16 protein-coding genes are annotated in these 15898 nt (G+C 62.4%); 8 read left to right on the top strand and 8 right to left on the bottom strand.

The genetic code is table 11. The features are described 5' to 3' along the window. Positions 1 to 27 precede the first annotated feature (27 nt). The 3 genes from B6V73_RS07750 (at position 28) to B6V73_RS07740 (ending at position 2623) form a co-directional block, all read left to right on the top strand. Positions 28 to 999, top strand: a complete 972-nt coding sequence (locus tag B6V73_RS07750; protein ID WP_088724932.1) for a DUF808 domain-containing protein — start codon at positions 28 to 30, stop codon at positions 997 to 999. 72 nt (positions 1000 to 1071) lie between these two features. Then, positions 1072 to 1815, top strand: a complete 744-nt coding sequence (locus B6V73_RS07745) for an alpha/beta hydrolase (protein ID WP_088724931.1) — start codon at positions 1072 to 1074, stop codon at positions 1813 to 1815. 97 nt (positions 1816 to 1912) lie between these two features. Next, complete coding sequence (locus B6V73_RS07740) at positions 1913 to 2623, top strand: alpha/beta hydrolase (protein ID WP_075775509.1); 711 nt, start codon at positions 1913 to 1915, stop codon at positions 2621 to 2623. On the opposite strand, the gene B6V73_RS07735 is transcribed toward B6V73_RS07740, so the two are convergent. Both B6V73_RS07735 and phaZ read right to left on the bottom strand, forming a co-directional pair. Next, positions 2615 to 3391: an NERD domain-containing protein gene (locus tag B6V73_RS07735; protein ID WP_088724930.1), complete on the bottom strand. Its 777-nt coding sequence runs from the start codon at positions 3389 to 3391 to the stop codon at positions 2615 to 2617. The two genes, B6V73_RS07740 and B6V73_RS07735, sit on opposite strands and share 9 nt — an antisense overlap. 129 nt (positions 3392 to 3520) lie before the next feature. Beyond that, on the bottom strand, positions 3521 to 4831 hold the full coding sequence (gene phaZ / locus B6V73_RS07730) for a polyhydroxyalkanoate depolymerase (RefSeq protein WP_075775511.1): 1311 nt from the start codon (positions 4829 to 4831) through the stop codon (positions 3521 to 3523). 110 nt (positions 4832 to 4941) lie between these two features. On the opposite strand from phaZ, the gene phaC reads away from it, so the two are divergent. From phaC to B6V73_RS07705, 5 genes are all read left to right on the top strand, one after another. Continuing rightward, positions 4942 to 6735, top strand: coding sequence for a class I poly(R)-hydroxyalkanoic acid synthase (phaC, locus tag B6V73_RS07725; protein WP_075775512.1), 1794 nt, complete (start codon positions 4942 to 4944; stop codon positions 6733 to 6735). Positions 6736 to 6878: 143 nt separating this feature from the next. After that, positions 6879 to 7328: a phasin, PhaP gene (locus B6V73_RS07720; RefSeq protein WP_075775513.1), complete on the top strand. Its 450-nt coding sequence runs from the start codon at positions 6879 to 6881 to the stop codon at positions 7326 to 7328. A 150-nt stretch (positions 7329 to 7478) separates the two neighbouring features. Then, positions 7479 to 8027, top strand: a complete 549-nt coding sequence (gene phaR, locus B6V73_RS07715) for a polyhydroxyalkanoate synthesis repressor PhaR (protein ID WP_088720270.1) — start codon at positions 7479 to 7481, stop codon at positions 8025 to 8027. A gap of 291 nt (positions 8028 to 8318) precedes the next feature. Continuing rightward, positions 8319 to 10268, top strand: coding sequence for a threonine--tRNA ligase (thrS, locus tag B6V73_RS07710; protein ID WP_088724929.1), 1950 nt, complete (start codon positions 8319 to 8321; stop codon positions 10266 to 10268). A 228-nt stretch (positions 10269 to 10496) separates the two neighbouring features. Beyond that, positions 10497 to 10703 (top strand): cold-shock protein, encoded by a 207-nt coding sequence (locus B6V73_RS07705; protein ID WP_075775516.1) that lies wholly within the window; start codon positions 10497 to 10499, stop codon positions 10701 to 10703. Positions 10704 to 10795: 92 nt separating this feature from the next. On the opposite strand, the gene B6V73_RS07700 is transcribed toward B6V73_RS07705, so the two are convergent. The 6 genes from B6V73_RS07700 to B6V73_RS20435 form a co-directional block, all read right to left on the bottom strand. Continuing rightward, on the bottom strand, positions 10796 to 11119 hold the full coding sequence (locus B6V73_RS07700; protein WP_088724928.1) for an ArsC/Spx/MgsR family protein: 324 nt from the start codon (positions 11117 to 11119) through the stop codon (positions 10796 to 10798). Beyond that, positions 11116 to 11799 (bottom strand): ABC transporter ATP-binding protein, encoded by a 684-nt coding sequence (locus B6V73_RS07695; RefSeq protein ID WP_088724927.1) that lies wholly within the window; start codon positions 11797 to 11799, stop codon positions 11116 to 11118. The genes B6V73_RS07700 and B6V73_RS07695 overlap by 4 nt, the downstream gene beginning before the upstream one ends. Beyond that, the gene (locus B6V73_RS07690) at positions 11792 to 13084 is read right to left on the bottom strand and encodes a lipoprotein-releasing ABC transporter permease subunit (protein ID WP_088720312.1); all 1293 of its coding nucleotides are present in this window, start codon (positions 13082 to 13084) and stop codon (positions 11792 to 11794) included. Before B6V73_RS07690 ends, B6V73_RS07695 begins: the two co-directional genes overlap by 8 nt. 145 nt (positions 13085 to 13229) lie before the next feature. Beyond that, the gene (locus tag B6V73_RS07685) at positions 13230 to 13754 is read right to left on the bottom strand and encodes a hypothetical protein (protein ID WP_088724926.1); all 525 of its coding nucleotides are present in this window, start codon (positions 13752 to 13754) and stop codon (positions 13230 to 13232) included. Next, positions 13741 to 15078, bottom strand: a complete 1338-nt coding sequence (gene proS / locus B6V73_RS07680; protein ID WP_075775521.1) for a proline--tRNA ligase — start codon at positions 15076 to 15078, stop codon at positions 13741 to 13743. Before proS ends, B6V73_RS07685 begins: the two co-directional genes overlap by 14 nt. Before the next feature lie 72 nt (positions 15079 to 15150). After that, positions 15151 to 15627 (bottom strand): hypothetical protein, encoded by a 477-nt coding sequence (locus B6V73_RS20435; protein WP_143597884.1) that lies wholly within the window; start codon positions 15625 to 15627, stop codon positions 15151 to 15153. Between the last annotated feature and the right edge of the window lie 271 nt (positions 15628 to 15898).

The raw sequence follows: 15898 nt of genomic DNA, 5'->3' as shown, positions 1-15898 counted from the left end.
GTGGGCGTGAAGAGGAAAGGGTTTGCGATGAGTGGCTTGCTGGCGCTTCTCGATGACGTGGCGGGGATCGCCAAGGTGGCGGCGACCTCGATCGACGATGCGGCAGGTCAGGCGGCCAAGGCGGGCTCCAAGGCGGCTGGCGCGCTGATCGACGATGCGGCGGTGACCCCGAAATATGTCCACGGCTTCAAGCCCGCCCGCGAATTGCCGATCGTGGGGAAAATCGCGCTCGGCTCGATCAAGAACAAGCTGATATTCCTGCTGCCTGCGGCACTGCTGCTCTCTGCCTTCGCGCCGTGGCTGATCACGCCCTTGCTGATGCTCGGCGGGTCGTACCTGTGTTTCGAAGGCGCGGAGAAGGTCTATCACCTGTTCAAACCGCATGAGCCCGATGCCGAGGGCCATGTCGCGGCGGAGACCGCCGACCATCTCGAGGAAAAGCGCGTCAAATCCGCGGTGAAGACCGATTTCATCCTCTCCGCCGAGATCATGACCATCGGCCTCGCCGCCCTGCCCTCGGGCCAGCCGATCTGGATGGAGGCTATCGCGCTCGCCATCATCGGGATCGGCGTGACGGTGGTGGTCTATGGCTCCGTCGCATTGATCGTGAAAGCCGACGACGCGGGGCTATGGCTGGCCGAGAACGGCAAGCTCGGGCCGACGCGTTCGTTCGGGCGCGGCATCGTGCATGTGATGCCCAGATTGATGCAGTTGCTGATGATCGTCGGCACCGCCGCGATGATCTGGGTCGGCGGCAATATCGTGCTGCACGGTCTGGCAGAGCTTGGCTGGCACGCGCCTTACGACTGGATTCACCATCAGGCCGAAGCCGCCGCCCATGCGGCAGGCACGGCGGAAGGCGTCGTCAGCTGGGTGGTCACCGCGTTCTTCGACGGTGTCTTCGGACTGATCTACGGGCTGGTCCTGATCCCGGTCGTCACCCGGATCATCCAGCCGATCTACCGCGCCGTGACCGGCAAGGAAAAACCCGCACACTGAGCGCAAGCGGACAGGTTGAGGCCATCCGCGCCGCCCTATAGGCTGGGCGCGAACAGATCGCAGGAACCGCAGATGACCGAGTATCTCGAGACCCAAGAAGGCCGCCGCATCGCCTATAACCTGACGCAGGGCAAAGGGCCGGGCGTGGTGTTCCTCGGCGGGTTCAAATCCGACATGGAAGGCACGAAGGCGCTGGCGCTGGAAGACTGGGCAAAGCGCGAGGGCCGCGCCTTCCTGCGCTTCGACTATTCCGGCCACGGCGTCTCGGACGGCGCATTCGAGGACGGCGCGATCGGCGACTGGTTTGAGGATGCGCGCGACGTGATCATGGCCAAGACCGAAGGCCCGCAGATCCTCGTGGGCTCCTCGATGGGCGGCTGGATCTCGCTCCTGATGTCGCGCGAACACCCCGAGAAAGTCGCGGGCCTCGTTACCATCGCCGCGGCCCCCGATTTCACCGAAGACGGCTATTGGGCGAGCTTCGACAAGGAAACCCGGCACAAGCTGGAAAGCGAAGGCTCCATCGCGGTCCCGTCGGATTACGGCGAGCCCTATGTCATCACCCGCCGCCTCATCAACGAGGGTCGCGAGCGATTGGTGCTGCGCAGCCCGCTGGCGCTGCCCTTCCCCACGCGCTTCCTGCAAGGCACCGCCGACGAGGCCGTGAGCACCGAGACCGCGATCCGGCTGCTGGAGCATGCCGAGGGCGCGGACATGCGCCTGACCCTGGTCAAAGGCGCCGATCACCGCTTCTCGGACCCCGATTGCCTCGCGCTGATCGAGACCGCGCTGGCGGAGGTGCTGGCCCGGCTGTGATCCGCTGCTTGCGGCATTTCGATTTGCTTGACCTCAGCCCTTGCGGCACACTCGACGCGAGAAGCGCGAAAACGCGCCGCGATTGAGGTTTCGAGCGATGCCAAGCGACCCGCTGGTCTTTCTTCCCGGTTTCATGTGCGACGCGCGGCTGTTCTGGCACCCGCTGCAAGAGCTGTCTTCCGAGCGTTCGGTGATGGTGGCGCGGCTGCGCGGCACGACGATCGAGGAGATGGCACAGGCGGTTTTGGACGAGGCGCCGCCGCAATTCGCGCTGGTCGGGCATTGGCTGGGCGCGGTCGTCGCGATCGAGATCCTGCGCCGCGCGCCCGACCGGGTGACCCAGGTCGCATTACTCGACGTCTCCCCCCTGCCCGAGATGCCGCAGATCGCCGCCGCGCGCGAAACCCGGATCGTGAAGGCGCTCACCGGGCGGCTCGACGAGATGATGCTGGAAGAAATCCCCGCCGACAGCCTCGCCCCCGATCCTGGCCGCGCTGAAATTCAGGCGATGCTGCTGGAGATGGCGGCAGGCTTGGGCGCCAACACGTTCGAGGCGCAGTCCCGCGCCCTGATGCGCCGCCCCGACCTGCAACGCACGCTGCGCGCCACGAAAACCCGCGCGCTGCTGATGTGCGGCGAATACGACAAGATCTGCCCGCCCCGCCGGCACGAATTCCTCGCCGAGCTGATGCCGCACGCCGAGTTCCGCCTGATCCTCGGCGCGGGCCACCTGAGCCCGCTGGAACAACCCGAGAAGATCACCCAGAACCTGCGCGACTGGCTGGAGGCGCCGTTATTGTTAGCGTGAAAACGCAACGACCTTCGGCGTTTCGACTTTCCGGGTCCCACGGCATTTCGGGAAATTCGTGCAGCCAAGAAACACGTCACCGGTCTTCTTGCTACGGCGCTCGACCATCGCGGATCCGCATCGCGGGCACCCATCCGTCGAAGCCTGCGATACAATTCGAGCCGCTCTGACGTTCTTGATGTGCTGCTGCGTGGTCCGCAAACCCCGCTCGAACCGTCGGCCTTCCAGCGCCTGACAAAGCGCCTCAACCTCACTCTCCGTGAGTACTACTTGGCGGGGAGACTTCAGAAAGTTAAGCATCGAGTTCCGTCGCCAGTGAACGCTGGGAGGAAACTCAGTTTTCGGAACCGCTCCACCAACGAAGACGATAACCCCGTGAACCTTGCTGCCGTCTACACCAAGACAGTCTTCAATCGCTTTGATGTGCTTGTAGTTTTGCCGCAGCGGATTCTGAAACTTGGTCTTTTTCTTATAAAGAACCTGCGTCCAATGGGATTGCCTCTCCGCACCGAATATCCACCCGCTCATGTTCTTGGTCTCAATAACGAACACGCCGCTCCGCGATATGAGGACATGATCGATTTGTGTTGTCCCGTCCTTCACGGGCAGGGTCACATCATCGAAGAGATGCATGCCCCCTTCTTCAGCGAGCTTCTCGAGCCCTTTGCTCACGTAAACCTCTCCGATGAACCCCTTGAAGCGTGGGGATTTTACGATCGCGACTAAGAGGAGGAGGAGAAGCACAACAGGGAAAAACAATGCGTCCATAATTTCGGTCTCGAAATATCAAAGTGATTTTCCGATCATGCGCCGAAACCAGCCAAAACGATGGCGATACCGCGAATAAAAAAGCGCTGCCGAAGCAGCGCTTTTCCAAAACTCTCGCATGGAGCGAGATCACCCCGCCTCGGCCGTCTTCACCTTCTTTTTCCGGATCGGGGTGACCGTCGCGGGCTTCCCCTTCCCGGGCGCCGGGTTGTCGGCGTTCTCGTCGATGAAATCGAGCACGAGCGGGCGGATGTTGTTGCGCCAATGCGAGCCTGCGAAGATGCCGTAATGGCCTGCGCCTGGCTCGAGGTGCTGTTGCTTCATCGAATCCGGCACGCCGGAGCAAAGGCCGAGCGCGGCGACGCATTGGCCGGGGGCAGAGATGTCGTCCTTCTCACCCTCAACGGTCTTCACCGCGACTTTGGTGATCTTCGAGATATCGACCATCTTGCCGCCGACCTCGAAGCGGTTCTTGGCGATCTCGAGGCCCTTGAAGATACGCTCGACCGTCGAGAGGTAGAACTCGGCAGTCATGTCCATCACGGCGAGGTATTCGTCGTAGAAGCGGTAATGCTTGTCGTGCTCCGATCCTTCGCCAGAGGCCTCTTTCCAGATCTTGTCCTGGAAGGCCTGCGCGTGCTTGTCCATGTTCATCGAGATGAAGGAGGCGAGCTGCATCAGGCCCGGATAGACCAGGCGCCCCGCGCCCTTGTATTTGAAGCCCACGCGCTGAATCACCATCTGCTCGAGCTGGCCCATCGTGACGCGACGGCCGAAATCGGTCACTTCGGTGGCGGCGGCGTCGGGATCGATCGGCCCGCCGATCAGGGTCAGCGTGCGCGGCTGCGCGGCCGGATCCTCGGCGGCGAGATAGGCGGTCGCGGCCAGCGCGAGCGGCGCCGGCTGACACACCGCGATCACGTTGGTATCAGGACCCATCTCTTTCATGAAATCGACAAGGTAGAGTGTATAGTCCTCGATATCGAACTTGCCTTCGGAGACGGGGATATCGCGCGCATTATGCCAATCGGTCACCCAGACATCGGCGTCGGGCAGCAGCGAGGCCACGGTGGAGCGCAGCAGCGTCGCGTAATGGCCCGACATCGGCGCCACCAGAAGGATGCGCCGCTCCATCGGCTCGCGGCCGTGGACGTTGAAATGCACGAGGCTGCCGAAGGGCTTGTTGAGCACCGTTTCGACCTCGACGAGGTGATCGCGCCCGTCCTCGGCGGCGATCGAATGGATGCCCCAATCGGGCTTGATCACCATCCGCGCGAAAGAGCGTTCCGTCACCCGGCCCCAAGCCGACATGATCTTGAACATCGGATGCGGGGCGAGGCCCCAGACCGGGTAGGACGCCATGGCGCGCGCCGAGGCGCCCATCCACTCGTTCGTGTTCCTGAAGGTTTCCATCAGGTCGTAGGACATGATCGTTTTCATATGCAACTCCTCGGGGCCGGCCACGCGCACACTCGGCAACGGAAACGCCGCTTTACCCCAAGACTGCGGCGATATTATGCTGGTTCAGAGGATAGGGAGGATTATCGTTCATGACAACCGAGGAGACGGACAAAATTGCTGCATCGCAGAAGATGCAGGAGAACCTCGCCCGCATCGAGGAACTGACAGAGCGGATGGTCGATGCGATCGCTCAGAAGCGCCCCGTGAATCCCGCCCTCGAAGGCCCCGGCGCCGATCTCTATTTCTCCTCCTCCGCGGCCATGATGAACGAATGGCTGGAGAAACCGTCAAAGATCCTCGAAGCCCAGGTGAATTACTGGGGTCAGGCGATGAAGCATTACCTCGAAGCGCAGGAGGCGCTCGCCAAGGGCGCGTTCCGCCCACCCGAGGACACGGGTCCTTCCGACCCGCGTTTTGCCAACCCGCTCTGGGATAGCCATCCCTATTTCAACTATATCAAACAGCAATATCAGATCGCGGCGCAGGGCGTGCGCGAGACGGTCGACAAGCTCGAAGACCTGGATCCGGTGGACCGTCAGCGGCTCCAGTATTTCTCGCGCCAGATCATCGACCTGATGGCGCCGACCAACTTCCTCGCGACCAACCCTGATGCGCTGGAAAAGGCGATCGAGACCGAGGGCGAGAGCCTCGTGAAAGGGCTCGAGAACCTCGTGCGCGACATCGAGGCGAACCGCGGCGACCTGCTCGTGACGCTGGCCGACAAGGACGCCTTCACCGTGGGCGAGAATATCGGCACCGCCGAGGGTTCGGTGATCTACCGCAACCGTCTGTTCGAGCTGATCCAGTATACGCCGACCACCGAGAAGGTACACAAGACGCCGCTTCTGATCTTCCCGCCCTGGATCAACCGCTTCTACATCATGGACCTGAAGCCGCAGAACTCGCTGATCCGCTGGATCGTCGATCAGGGCTTCACCCTCTTCGTGGTCAGCTGGAAGAACCCCGACAAGAGCTATGCAGATGTCGGCATGGACGACTACGTGCAGGAGGGCTACCTCACCGCGATCGACGAGGTGAAGAAGATCACCGGCGAGAAGAAAGTCAACGCGGTCGGCTATTGCATCGCGGGTACCACGCTGTCGCTGACGCTGGGCCTGCTGAACAAGCGCAAGGACAAGTCGATCAACTCGGCCACCTTCTTCACCACGCTCACCGATTTCTCGGATCAGGGCGAGTTCGCGGTCTTCCTGCAGGACGATTTCGTCGACGGGATCGAGCGGCAGTGCAAGGCCGACGGCGTGCTCGACAGCTATTTCATGTCGCGCACCTTCTCCTACCTGCGCTCGAACGACCTGATCTATCGGCCTGCGATCCGCAGCTACATGATGGGGGAATCCCCGCCCGCTTTCGATCTGCTGTTCTGGAACGGCGACTCGACGAACCTGCCGGGCAAGATGGCGGTCGAATATCTACGCGGCCTTTGCCAGAAGGACCGCTTCGCGCGCGAAGGCTTCGAGGTGCTGGGCGAGACGGTCAAGGTCTCCGACGTCAATGTGCCGTTGATGGCGATCGCCTGCGAGACCGATCATATCGCGCCCTGGGTCGCCTCGTTCAACGGGGTCGCGAAGATGGGTTCGAAGGACAAGAGCTTCATCCTGTCGCAATCGGGCCACATCGCCGGAATCGTCAATCCGCCCAGCAAGAAGAAATACGGCCACTACACCTCCGAGGCGCCGGTCGCGAATCCCAACGAGTGGAAAGCGCAAGCCGAGTTTCACGAGGGAAGCTGGTGGCCGCGCTGGGGCGAATGGCTGGCCAAGAAATCCGGTGCGATGGTGCCCGCACGCCAGCCCGGCGATGCCGATCACCCGATTTTGGCAGACGCGCCCGGCACTTACGTCAAAGAGATGGTAAAGATATAACCTTCCCGCTTGGGTTGTGAATTTTCTGCGGCGCAGCAATTCTTCTCTTGAAATGCTGCGCCGCAGCATGTATATACGTTGCGTAACCCAAAGGGCCCCGCCAACGTTCCAGACCACGGGCCCCAACCCAACGGAGCACTCACATGGCCAAGACCCAAGACTACACCAAGATCATGCAGGACATGATGGCGTCCTTCCCCGTCGACACCTCGAAATTCCAGGATGCGTTCAAATCGCAAGCTGCCCTCGGCGAGAAGATGTCGAAAGTGGCGCTTGAAGCTGCCGGCAAGTCGACCGAAATCTCGACCAAATGGACCAAGGGCACCCTCGACAAGATGGGCGACCTGACCAAGACCAAGGAAGAGCCCGCCGATTACGCCAAGGCGATGAGCGACTTCGCGTCGGCTTCCGCCGAGATGGCTGCCGAGAACATGGCTGCCTTCGCTGAAATCGCGAAAAAGGTTCAGATGGACACCGTCGAGCTGATGATGGCCGCTGGCAAGGACATGTCGGAAGAAGCGTCCGCCACCGTCAAGAAGGCGACCGCCGACATGACCGCTGCGTCGAAGAAAGCCGCAACGGCTGCGAAATAAGACCTCAACGCGGGCACCGGCCTCCTCCTCCCAGCCGGCCCTGCGTATCTCGGGCGCGCCTTCGCGGCGCGCCCTTTTTCTTTTATTGATTTTGGCAGCGCGGCGTCTCACAATCGCTGCACACGCATAATCCGGGGAGGATCGCATCACATGGCCGCAGACGAAAAGCCCTTGCTGATCAAGCGTTACGCCAGCCGCCGTCTCTATAATACCGAGACCAGCGATTACGTGACGCTCGAAGACATCGCGAAATTCATCCGCGAGGGGCGCGAGGTGCAGATCGTCGATCTGAAATCGGGCGACGACCTGACACGGCAATATCTGCTGCAGATCGTGGCCGAGCACGAGAGCCGCGGCGAGAACGTTCTGCCCGTCGATGTTCTGACCGATCTGGTGCGCTCCTATACCGGCGCCGCGCAATCGGTGGTGCCGCAATTCCTCGCCGCGTCTTTCGAGATGCTGCGCGAGGGGCACTCGCAGATGCTCGAGAACATGAACAAGATGCCGAATCCGATGAGCTCGATGCCGGGTTTCGAGGCGCTGCAGGCGCAGCAACAGGCCTTCTTGCAGAACATGATGGCGGGCTGGGGAACCGCCGGCTCGTCCGGCCCCGCGCCGGACGATGGCGACGATCGCGGCGAGCTGGACGCGATCAAGAAACAGCTCGCCGATCTGCAGAGCAAGCTCAACAAGATGTAAGGAGAGGCGCCCGAGAGGCGCCTTTTTCCTATCCGGCGCAAGGGGGCGCTGCCCCCTCGGCGCGTCGCGCCTCACCCCCGGGATATTTTCGCCAACACGAAGGGGCAGCCGCCTCTGGTCCTCGCCTTGGTTGCAATATCCCCGGGGCTCGCAGGGCGGGGTCAGCCCCCCTGCGACGTCTCCCCCACCCCCTCCCCATTGACAGCCGCGCCCTGCCCGCGCAAAAGGCTCTGGAACCATATATCCCGCAACCGGGCGTTCCGTGGGCGCCAAACCGACGAGGTGGACGACATGTCCCAGATCTCCCTCACCTTTCCCGATGGCAATTCGCGCGACTACGACGCAGGCGTGACGCCGGCCGAAGTGGCCGCCTCCATCGCACCTTCGCTGGCGAAGAAAGCGATCTCCGCACAGGTCAATGGCGCGCATTGGGATCTGCAATGGCCGATCCAGGAAGACGCGCAGATCGCCATCAACACGATGCAGGATGACGGCCCCGCGCTGGAGCTGATCCGCCACGACCTCGCCCATATCATGGCCCGCGCCGTGCAGGAGCTCTATCCCGGTGTGAAGGTCACGATCGGCCCGGTCCGCGACAATGGCTGGTTCTACGATTTCGACCGCGAAGAGCCCTTCACGCCCGAAGACCTCGGCGCGATCGAAAAGAAGATGCGCGAGATCATCAACGCGCGCGACGCCATCAAGACCGAGGTCTGGAGCCGCAAACACGCGATCGACCATTATCTGGCGACGAACGAGCCCTACAAGGTCGAACTGATCAACCGGATTCCGCAAGGCGAGGACATCCGGATGTATTGGCACGGCAACTGGCAGGATCTCTGCCGTGGTCCGCACCTGCAGCATACGGGTCAGGTCCCGGCGGATGCGTTCAAGCTGACCCATGTGGCCGGCGCCTATTGGCTGGGTGACTCGAGCCGCCCGATGCTGCAGCGCATCTACGGCGTGGCCTTCAAGACCAAGAAGGACCTAAACGCCTGGGTCACGATGATGGAGGAGGCCGCCAAGCGCGACCACCGCAAGCTCGGCCGCGAGATGGACCTGTTCCACATGCAGGAAGAGGCACCGGGCCAGATCTTCTGGCACCCGAACGGCTGGACGATCTACACCGCGCTGCAGGACTATATGCGCCGCAAGCAGCGCGATGACGGCTATGTCGAGGTGAACACGCCGCAGGTGGTGAACCGCAGGCTCTGGGAAGCCTCGGGCCACTGGGAGAATTATCAGGAGAACATGTTCATCGTCGAAGTCGACGAGGATCATGCACGCGAAAAGACGGTCAACGCGCTCAAGCCGATGAACTGCCCGTGCCACGTCCAGATTTTCAATCAGGGCGTCAAATCCTATCGCGACCTGCCGCTGCGCATGGCCGAATTCGGCTCCTGCGCGCGCTACGAACCGTCCGGCGCGCTGCACGGCATCATGCGCGTGCGCGGTTTCACGCAGGATGACGCACATATTTTCTGCACCGAAGATCAGATCGAGGCGGAAACCGAGAAATTCATCAAGTTCCTCTCGGGGATCTACGACGATCTCGGCTTCACCGACTGGCGCATCAAGCTGTCGACGCGCCCCGAGAAGCGCATCGGCAGCGATGAGAGCTGGGATTACACCGAAGCCGCGCTCGGCAACGCCTGTGAGGCCGCCGGTTACGACTACGAGATCTTCGAAGGCGAAGGCGCGTTCTACGGTCCGAAACTGGAATTCGTGCTGACCGACGCGATCGGGCGCGACTGGCAATGCGGCACGCTGCAGGTCGACACCAACCTGCCCGAGCGGCTGGATGCGGAATTCGTGGGCTCGGATGGCGAGCGCCACCGTCCCGTGATGCTGCACCGCGCGGTGCTGGGCTCGTTCGAGCGTTTCATCGGCATGCTGATCGAGAACTTCGCCGGCAAGATGCCGCTCTGGCTCGCGCCGCGTCAGGTGGTCGTCGCGTCGATCGTATCCGACGCCGACGATTACGTGCTGGAAGTGACCTCGAAGCTGCGCGCCGCCGGTATCCGCGCCGAGGCCGACACCCGCAACGAGAAGATCAACTACAAGGTCCGCGAGCACTCGCTCGGCAAGGTTCCCTATATCTTCGCGATCGGGATGAAAGAGGTCGAGGAGCGCACGGTTTCGGTCCGCAAGCTCGGCGATACCCGCACCTCCACGGTGGCGATCGACGAGATCGTGGCACAGCTGATCACCGAATCGACGCCGCCCGATTTGCGCGAATAATCGCCAATTCAACGGCCTATCTCTAATTTTCACAGACCTGTGAGGGGCTTACGCCCCTCATGGAATGTCATTGCATTTTCGCAATTCTCGGAGAGACTTGAATACGCGTGTGTTACAGACTTTCCTACCGCCTCGCTTCTGAAAAAGGCAGCCGGAAGACCCGAAAGAGACTGGCTGCACGGCCCGGACGCAATATCGCGCCGGGAGACTACGAAGGAGAAGACGGTAATGGCCACTGGCACCGTGAAATGGTTCAATTCCACCAAGGGTTATGGCTTCATCGCGCCTGACGAAGGCGGCAAGGACGTGTTCGTGCACATCTCTGCTGTCGAACGTGCGGGTCTCAAGGGGCTCGATGACAATCAGAAGATCCAATATGAGCTGCAGTCGGGTCGCGACGGCCGCTCCTCGGCATCGGATCTGGTCCTGCTCTGATCAGGCGATCGGACGGCAAGGATTTGGAACGGCGCGCATCACGGGATGCGCGCCGTTTTTCTTTTGTCAACGTTAAGTGCGCAAGGGCGCAGTCAGAGCCATTCGACCTGCGTGCCCTTCGCCCAGCCCAGCGTCAGCTTGTCGCCCTCGCGGATCACCGGGCGCTTCATCAGCGCGGGATGTTCGCCCAGCAGAACGGCGACAGGCTTTTCGCGCTCACTCTCGGGCAGATTGCGCCACGTCGTCGATGCACGGTTGACGATCTTGTCGCCGAACGCGCTTTCGAATTCTGCGACCTCAGCCGCCGTCAAAGGCTCTGCCCGCACATCGCGGAACTCCACGTCGCGCCCGGCCGCTTCCAAGGCCTTGCGCGCCTTGCGCACTGTGTCGCAGGTCGAAATCCCATAAACGATCATATCCCCTCCTCCAGCGCGCCGTTCTCCAGGTGCAACACGCGGTCCATCTTGGCGGCGAGCTCCATGTTATGCGTCGCGATCAGCGCCGACAGGCCCGTCTCGCGCACCAGCCCCATCAGCACGTCGAACACCGTGTCCGAGGTGGTCGGGTCGAGGTTGCCGGTAGGCTCGTCGGCCAGCAACAGGCTCGGCCCGTTCGCGAGCGCCCTGCAGAACGCCACACGTTGCTGCTCGCCACCCGATAGCGCCGAGGGGCGGTGATCCATCCGGCCCGCCATACCGACGCGGCTCAAGAGGTCCTTCGCCCGCTCTTCCGCGGCCTTGCGGCTGACGCCATTGGCCAGCTGCGGCAGCACGATATTCTCCACCGCCGAGAACTCCGGAAGCAGGTGGTGAAACTGGTAGACGAAGCCCAGCTTCTCGCGCCGCGCCGCCGTGCGTTTGCCGTCGCGCGCGCCGGTCAGATCCTCGCCATCGATCACCACCCGACCGCAATCGGGCGTGTCCAGCAGCCCCGCGATATGCAGAAGCGTCGACTTGCCCGCCCCCGAAGGCGCGACCAGCGCCACGACCTGCCCTTTCGGAATGGTTAGATCCAGACCTTTGAGCACCGTGATCTCGTTCGGCTTGCCCCGGTTGTAGCACTTTTCCAACTGTTCGCAGATCAGCACGTCATTCATAGCGCAGCGCCTCCACCGGGTTCATGCGCGCGGCACGGCGCGCCGGGAAGATGGTCACGATGAAGCTCAGCGCCAGCGACAGCGTCACCGCCTTGGTCACGTCCCAGGGCTGCAATTTCGCGGGCAGATGGTAGATGCCGCGGATCGACGGATCCCATGCATCGCCGCCATTGAGCCAGTTTACGAAGCCCATGACGTGGTCGATATTCACCGAGAACAGCACCCCGATCGCCAGCCCCGCGAGCGTCCCGATCACCCCGGTGAACGCGCCGCAAAGGAAGAAGACCCGCAGGATCGAACCCTCGCTAAGCCCCATCGTGCGCAGGATGCCGATGTCGCGACCCTTGTTCTTCACCAACATGATCAGTCCCGATGTGATGTTCATCGACGCGATCAGCACGAGGATCGAGAGGATGATGAACATTACGTTGTCTTCGACCGTCAGCGCGCGCAGGAAGCTCGACGATGCGTCCTTCCATGTCCACAAAAGCGTGCCCTTGCCGCTCGCATCCATGATCGCGGGCTCCCATTCGGCGATGCGCTCGGGATCGGCCACGTCCACGTCGATCTCATCGACCCCGCCCTCGCGGTTGAAGAAGCTCTGCGCCTCCTTGAAGGGCATATAAAGCCGCGTCTGGTCGATGTCGTAACGCCCGGCCGAGAAAACATAGGAGACCTTGTAGGCGTTCACGCGCGGGCTTGTGCCCGACGGAGTCTTCGCCCCATTGGGCGAAATCACCTTGACCGTGTCGCCCACCGTCACGCCCAGATCGCGCGCCATGCCGATGCCGATCGCGATGCCTTCACCGTAATTGTCGATATCGCCCTGCGCATCTTCGGAATGCGCGATATTGGGGATGTTCTTCAGATCCGAAAGCGCCAGACCGTAGACATCCGCCACGTTGGAACGATCGCCGAAGCTGACCATCGCCTGACCACGCACCGCCGGCGCGGCGCTCACCACGCCCGGGATCGCCTTGATCCGATCGGTGCGCTCGGCATAGTCGCGGATCAGCTTGGAATAGACGCCCGAGCCCTCCGCCACTTCCATCGGTGCGGAATAGACGGTGATCTGCGGATTCGAACCGACGATGGTCGAGACGAACTCGGCGCGAAAGCCCGCGCGCACGGCCAAGGTCGCGATCAGGGCGGCCACGCCAAGCGCGATGCCGATCAGGGAAATCCATGTCATGACCGAGACGCCACCTTCGGCGCGGCGCGCGCGCAGGTAGCGCCATGCGATCATGAACTCGAAACGGGAAAACGGGGCAGTGCGTGCGGCCATCGGCTCCATCCACGAAAATTCGGCGCAAGCTGGCGCGGCGGGGTCGAAAGGTCAAGCCTGCGCCCGGTCATAGCGGCGAGAGCGCGCCTCTTCGGCTTGGTCGAAATATCCCGGGGGCGCCCGGAACGGGCGGGGGCAGAGCCCCCTATTTGCAGCCCAGCGTGCCGGGCACATCCGCCAGAAGCGGTGCCATCGCCTCGGCCAGATCGGCGGGGTAATCGGTCTGCACCGAGGCAAGCACCGCCTCGCCCGCGCACTCGAGCCGCTGCGTCTTGCGCAGCGTCACCTTGCCGAACACGTCCTTGGAGCGGATCGCAAACCCGTCTTCGGCCATCTCGTCCGACAGCACCGTATCGCCATCGAGCAGGATCGTGTGCAGGAGTTGTTCATGCGCGGCCGTAAGGTTCGCGCCCGCATCGGCATGGGCACGCAGCGCGACATGGGCGGTCTTGTGCGGGTCGATATCGGGCGCGGAGAACAGGATGCCGCCGCCCGGCATCTCGTCCGACGTCCAGCCCTTCGGCACCCTGGCCGAAATACCGAGCGCATCGCTCGACCACGGCACGAGACCTTGGCCGGCGCCCTGGCCCGTGCCTTCGGCCAGAGCGGGCCCGGCGAGCAAGCCCGCCGCGACCGCGCTGGCGGCAAGGATCAGATCAAAGCCCTTCATAGATGCCCACGATCTTCTCGACCGCCTCTTCAGCCGGCATCTCCTCGCTCTCGCCGGTGCGGCGGCAGGTCAGTTCAACCTTGTTGGCCGCGATCCCGCGCGGACCGACGGTTATGCGCCACGGCAGGCCGATCAGGTCCATGGTGGCGAATTTCGCGCCCGCGCGCTCTTCGCGGTCGTCATAGAGCGGGTCGAGCCCGTGGTCGAGGAACGCGCGGTAGAGCGCCTCGCAGGCGCTGTCGCAGCTGACATCGCCCTGCTTGAGGTTGACGATGCCAACATGGAACGGCGTCACGCCCTCGGGCCAGATGATGCCCTTGTCGTCGTGGTTCGCCTCGATCAGCGCGCCGACGAGACGGCTCACGCCGATCCCGTGCGAGCCCATATGGACCGGCACCTTCGCGCCATCCGGGGTCTGAACGGTTGCACCCAATGCCTCGGAATATTGCGTGCCGAAATAGAAGATCTGGCCGACCTCGATCCCGCGCGCGACGCGGCGACGCTCTTCGGGGACCTCGTTGAAGACCGCCTCGTCATGGGTCTCGTCGGTGCGGGCATAGCGTGAGGTGAATTCCTCCAGCACGCCCTGGCACTGCGCCACGTCGTCATAATCGATTTCGCGGTCGCCGAAGGTCAGATCGGTGATCTCGCTGTCGTAGAACACCTCCGACTCGCCCGTTTCGGCCAGCACGAGGAATTCATGGGTGTAATCGCCGCCGATCGGGCCGCTATCGGCGCGCATCGGGATCGCCTGCAGGCCCATGCGCTCATAGGTGCGCAGGTAGCTGACGAGGTGGCGGTTATAGGCGTGCAGCGCGTCTTCCTTCGACAGATCGAAGTTGTAGCCGTCCTTCATCAGGAATTCGCGGCCGCGCATCACGCCGAAGCGCGGGCGGATCTCGTCACGGAATTTCCACTGGATCTGATAGAGCGTCAGCGGCAGCTGCTTGTAGCTAGAGACATGGGCGCGGAAGATGTCGGTCACCATCTCCTCGGCCGTGGGCGAGTAAAGCATATCGCGGCCCTGCCGGTCGGTGATCCGCAGCATCTCTTCGCCATAGCCGTCATAACGGCCCGACTCGCGCCACAGATCGGCCGATTGCAGCGTCGGCATCTGGATTGCGAGGTGGCCGGCGCGCGCCTGCTCTTCGTGCACGATCTGCTCGATCCGGCGCAGCACCTTGAAGCCCATCGGCAGCCAGGAATAGATCCCGGCCTGCTGCTGCTTGATCATACCCGCACGCAGCATCAGCCGATGCGAGGCGATCTGCGCCTCGGCGGGGGTTTCCTTGAGAACGGGAAGAAAATAGCGGGACAGGCGCATGAGCGGTCCTTCGAGGGTTGGTGTCAGACGTTGCGTTTGGCCTAGAGGAAACGGGGGCGTTGGGCAAGATGACTAACCGCGCAGGGCGACTTCGTAGCGCGGATCCCGTACCCAACCCTTCGTCTCTAGAGTGTTTGCTTGATGGCGGGAGAACTGCTCGCGCGGCAGATGGTAAGGGGTCGACGGGCGATGCCAGTATTCGAGCACCCTCAGCGGCACAGAATTCATTGTCGGCCCGGAACTGCAACAGTCTATATTGGGTGGGTCTCCGTAATGCAGGAGTTTCGCCTCAATGACCTCGGCAAGTCGCGCATGCTCTTCCCCCAGTTCCTTTTTTAGCCGAGGCGGTTGCATGTTTAGTTCAGAGAAGGCCACCTGAAATATCCGCTGGCAAGCTTGGCACCGGATCTCGGCCAAGGCCGTCTCCTTTGCATAGAAATTCGCCACCGAAAACGGCAAGAACCGCCCCCAACGCGGCACAGCATTTTCGTCGAACCAATCGGGTGGCGTGGCGATACGAGAAAGAATGTCTTTGTAATGGCAGTGCATCGATGCCTTCAAAATATTTCAACCTCTGAAGTATGGCGAGCCTAACGCGCTTTCCGGGCGCTCAAAAGTCTTCTCCCGAAGCAGAATGCCATCCCTCACGTCAATTCTCGGCGCGGGACCGCCCGCCCCGGACTGCGCAGAACCTTTCCCCGAAGCCCCGAACACGCCGCCACTGCGGATCGACACCGCGCCCCGCCTCACGCGCTCGCCGCTGAAGGCTTCCGTTGAAAGTCTTTCAAGACGCGATCCTAGCCTTGATTTCCCACCGCAT

It is taken from the genome of Thioclava sp. JM3 (assembly GCF_002213185.1).
Classification (GTDB): domain Bacteria; phylum Pseudomonadota; class Alphaproteobacteria; order Rhodobacterales; family Rhodobacteraceae; genus Thioclava; species Thioclava nitratireducens.
The sequence above is the reverse complement of the archived record's forward strand: the minus strand, read 5'-3'. Positions and strand labels throughout refer to the sequence as shown.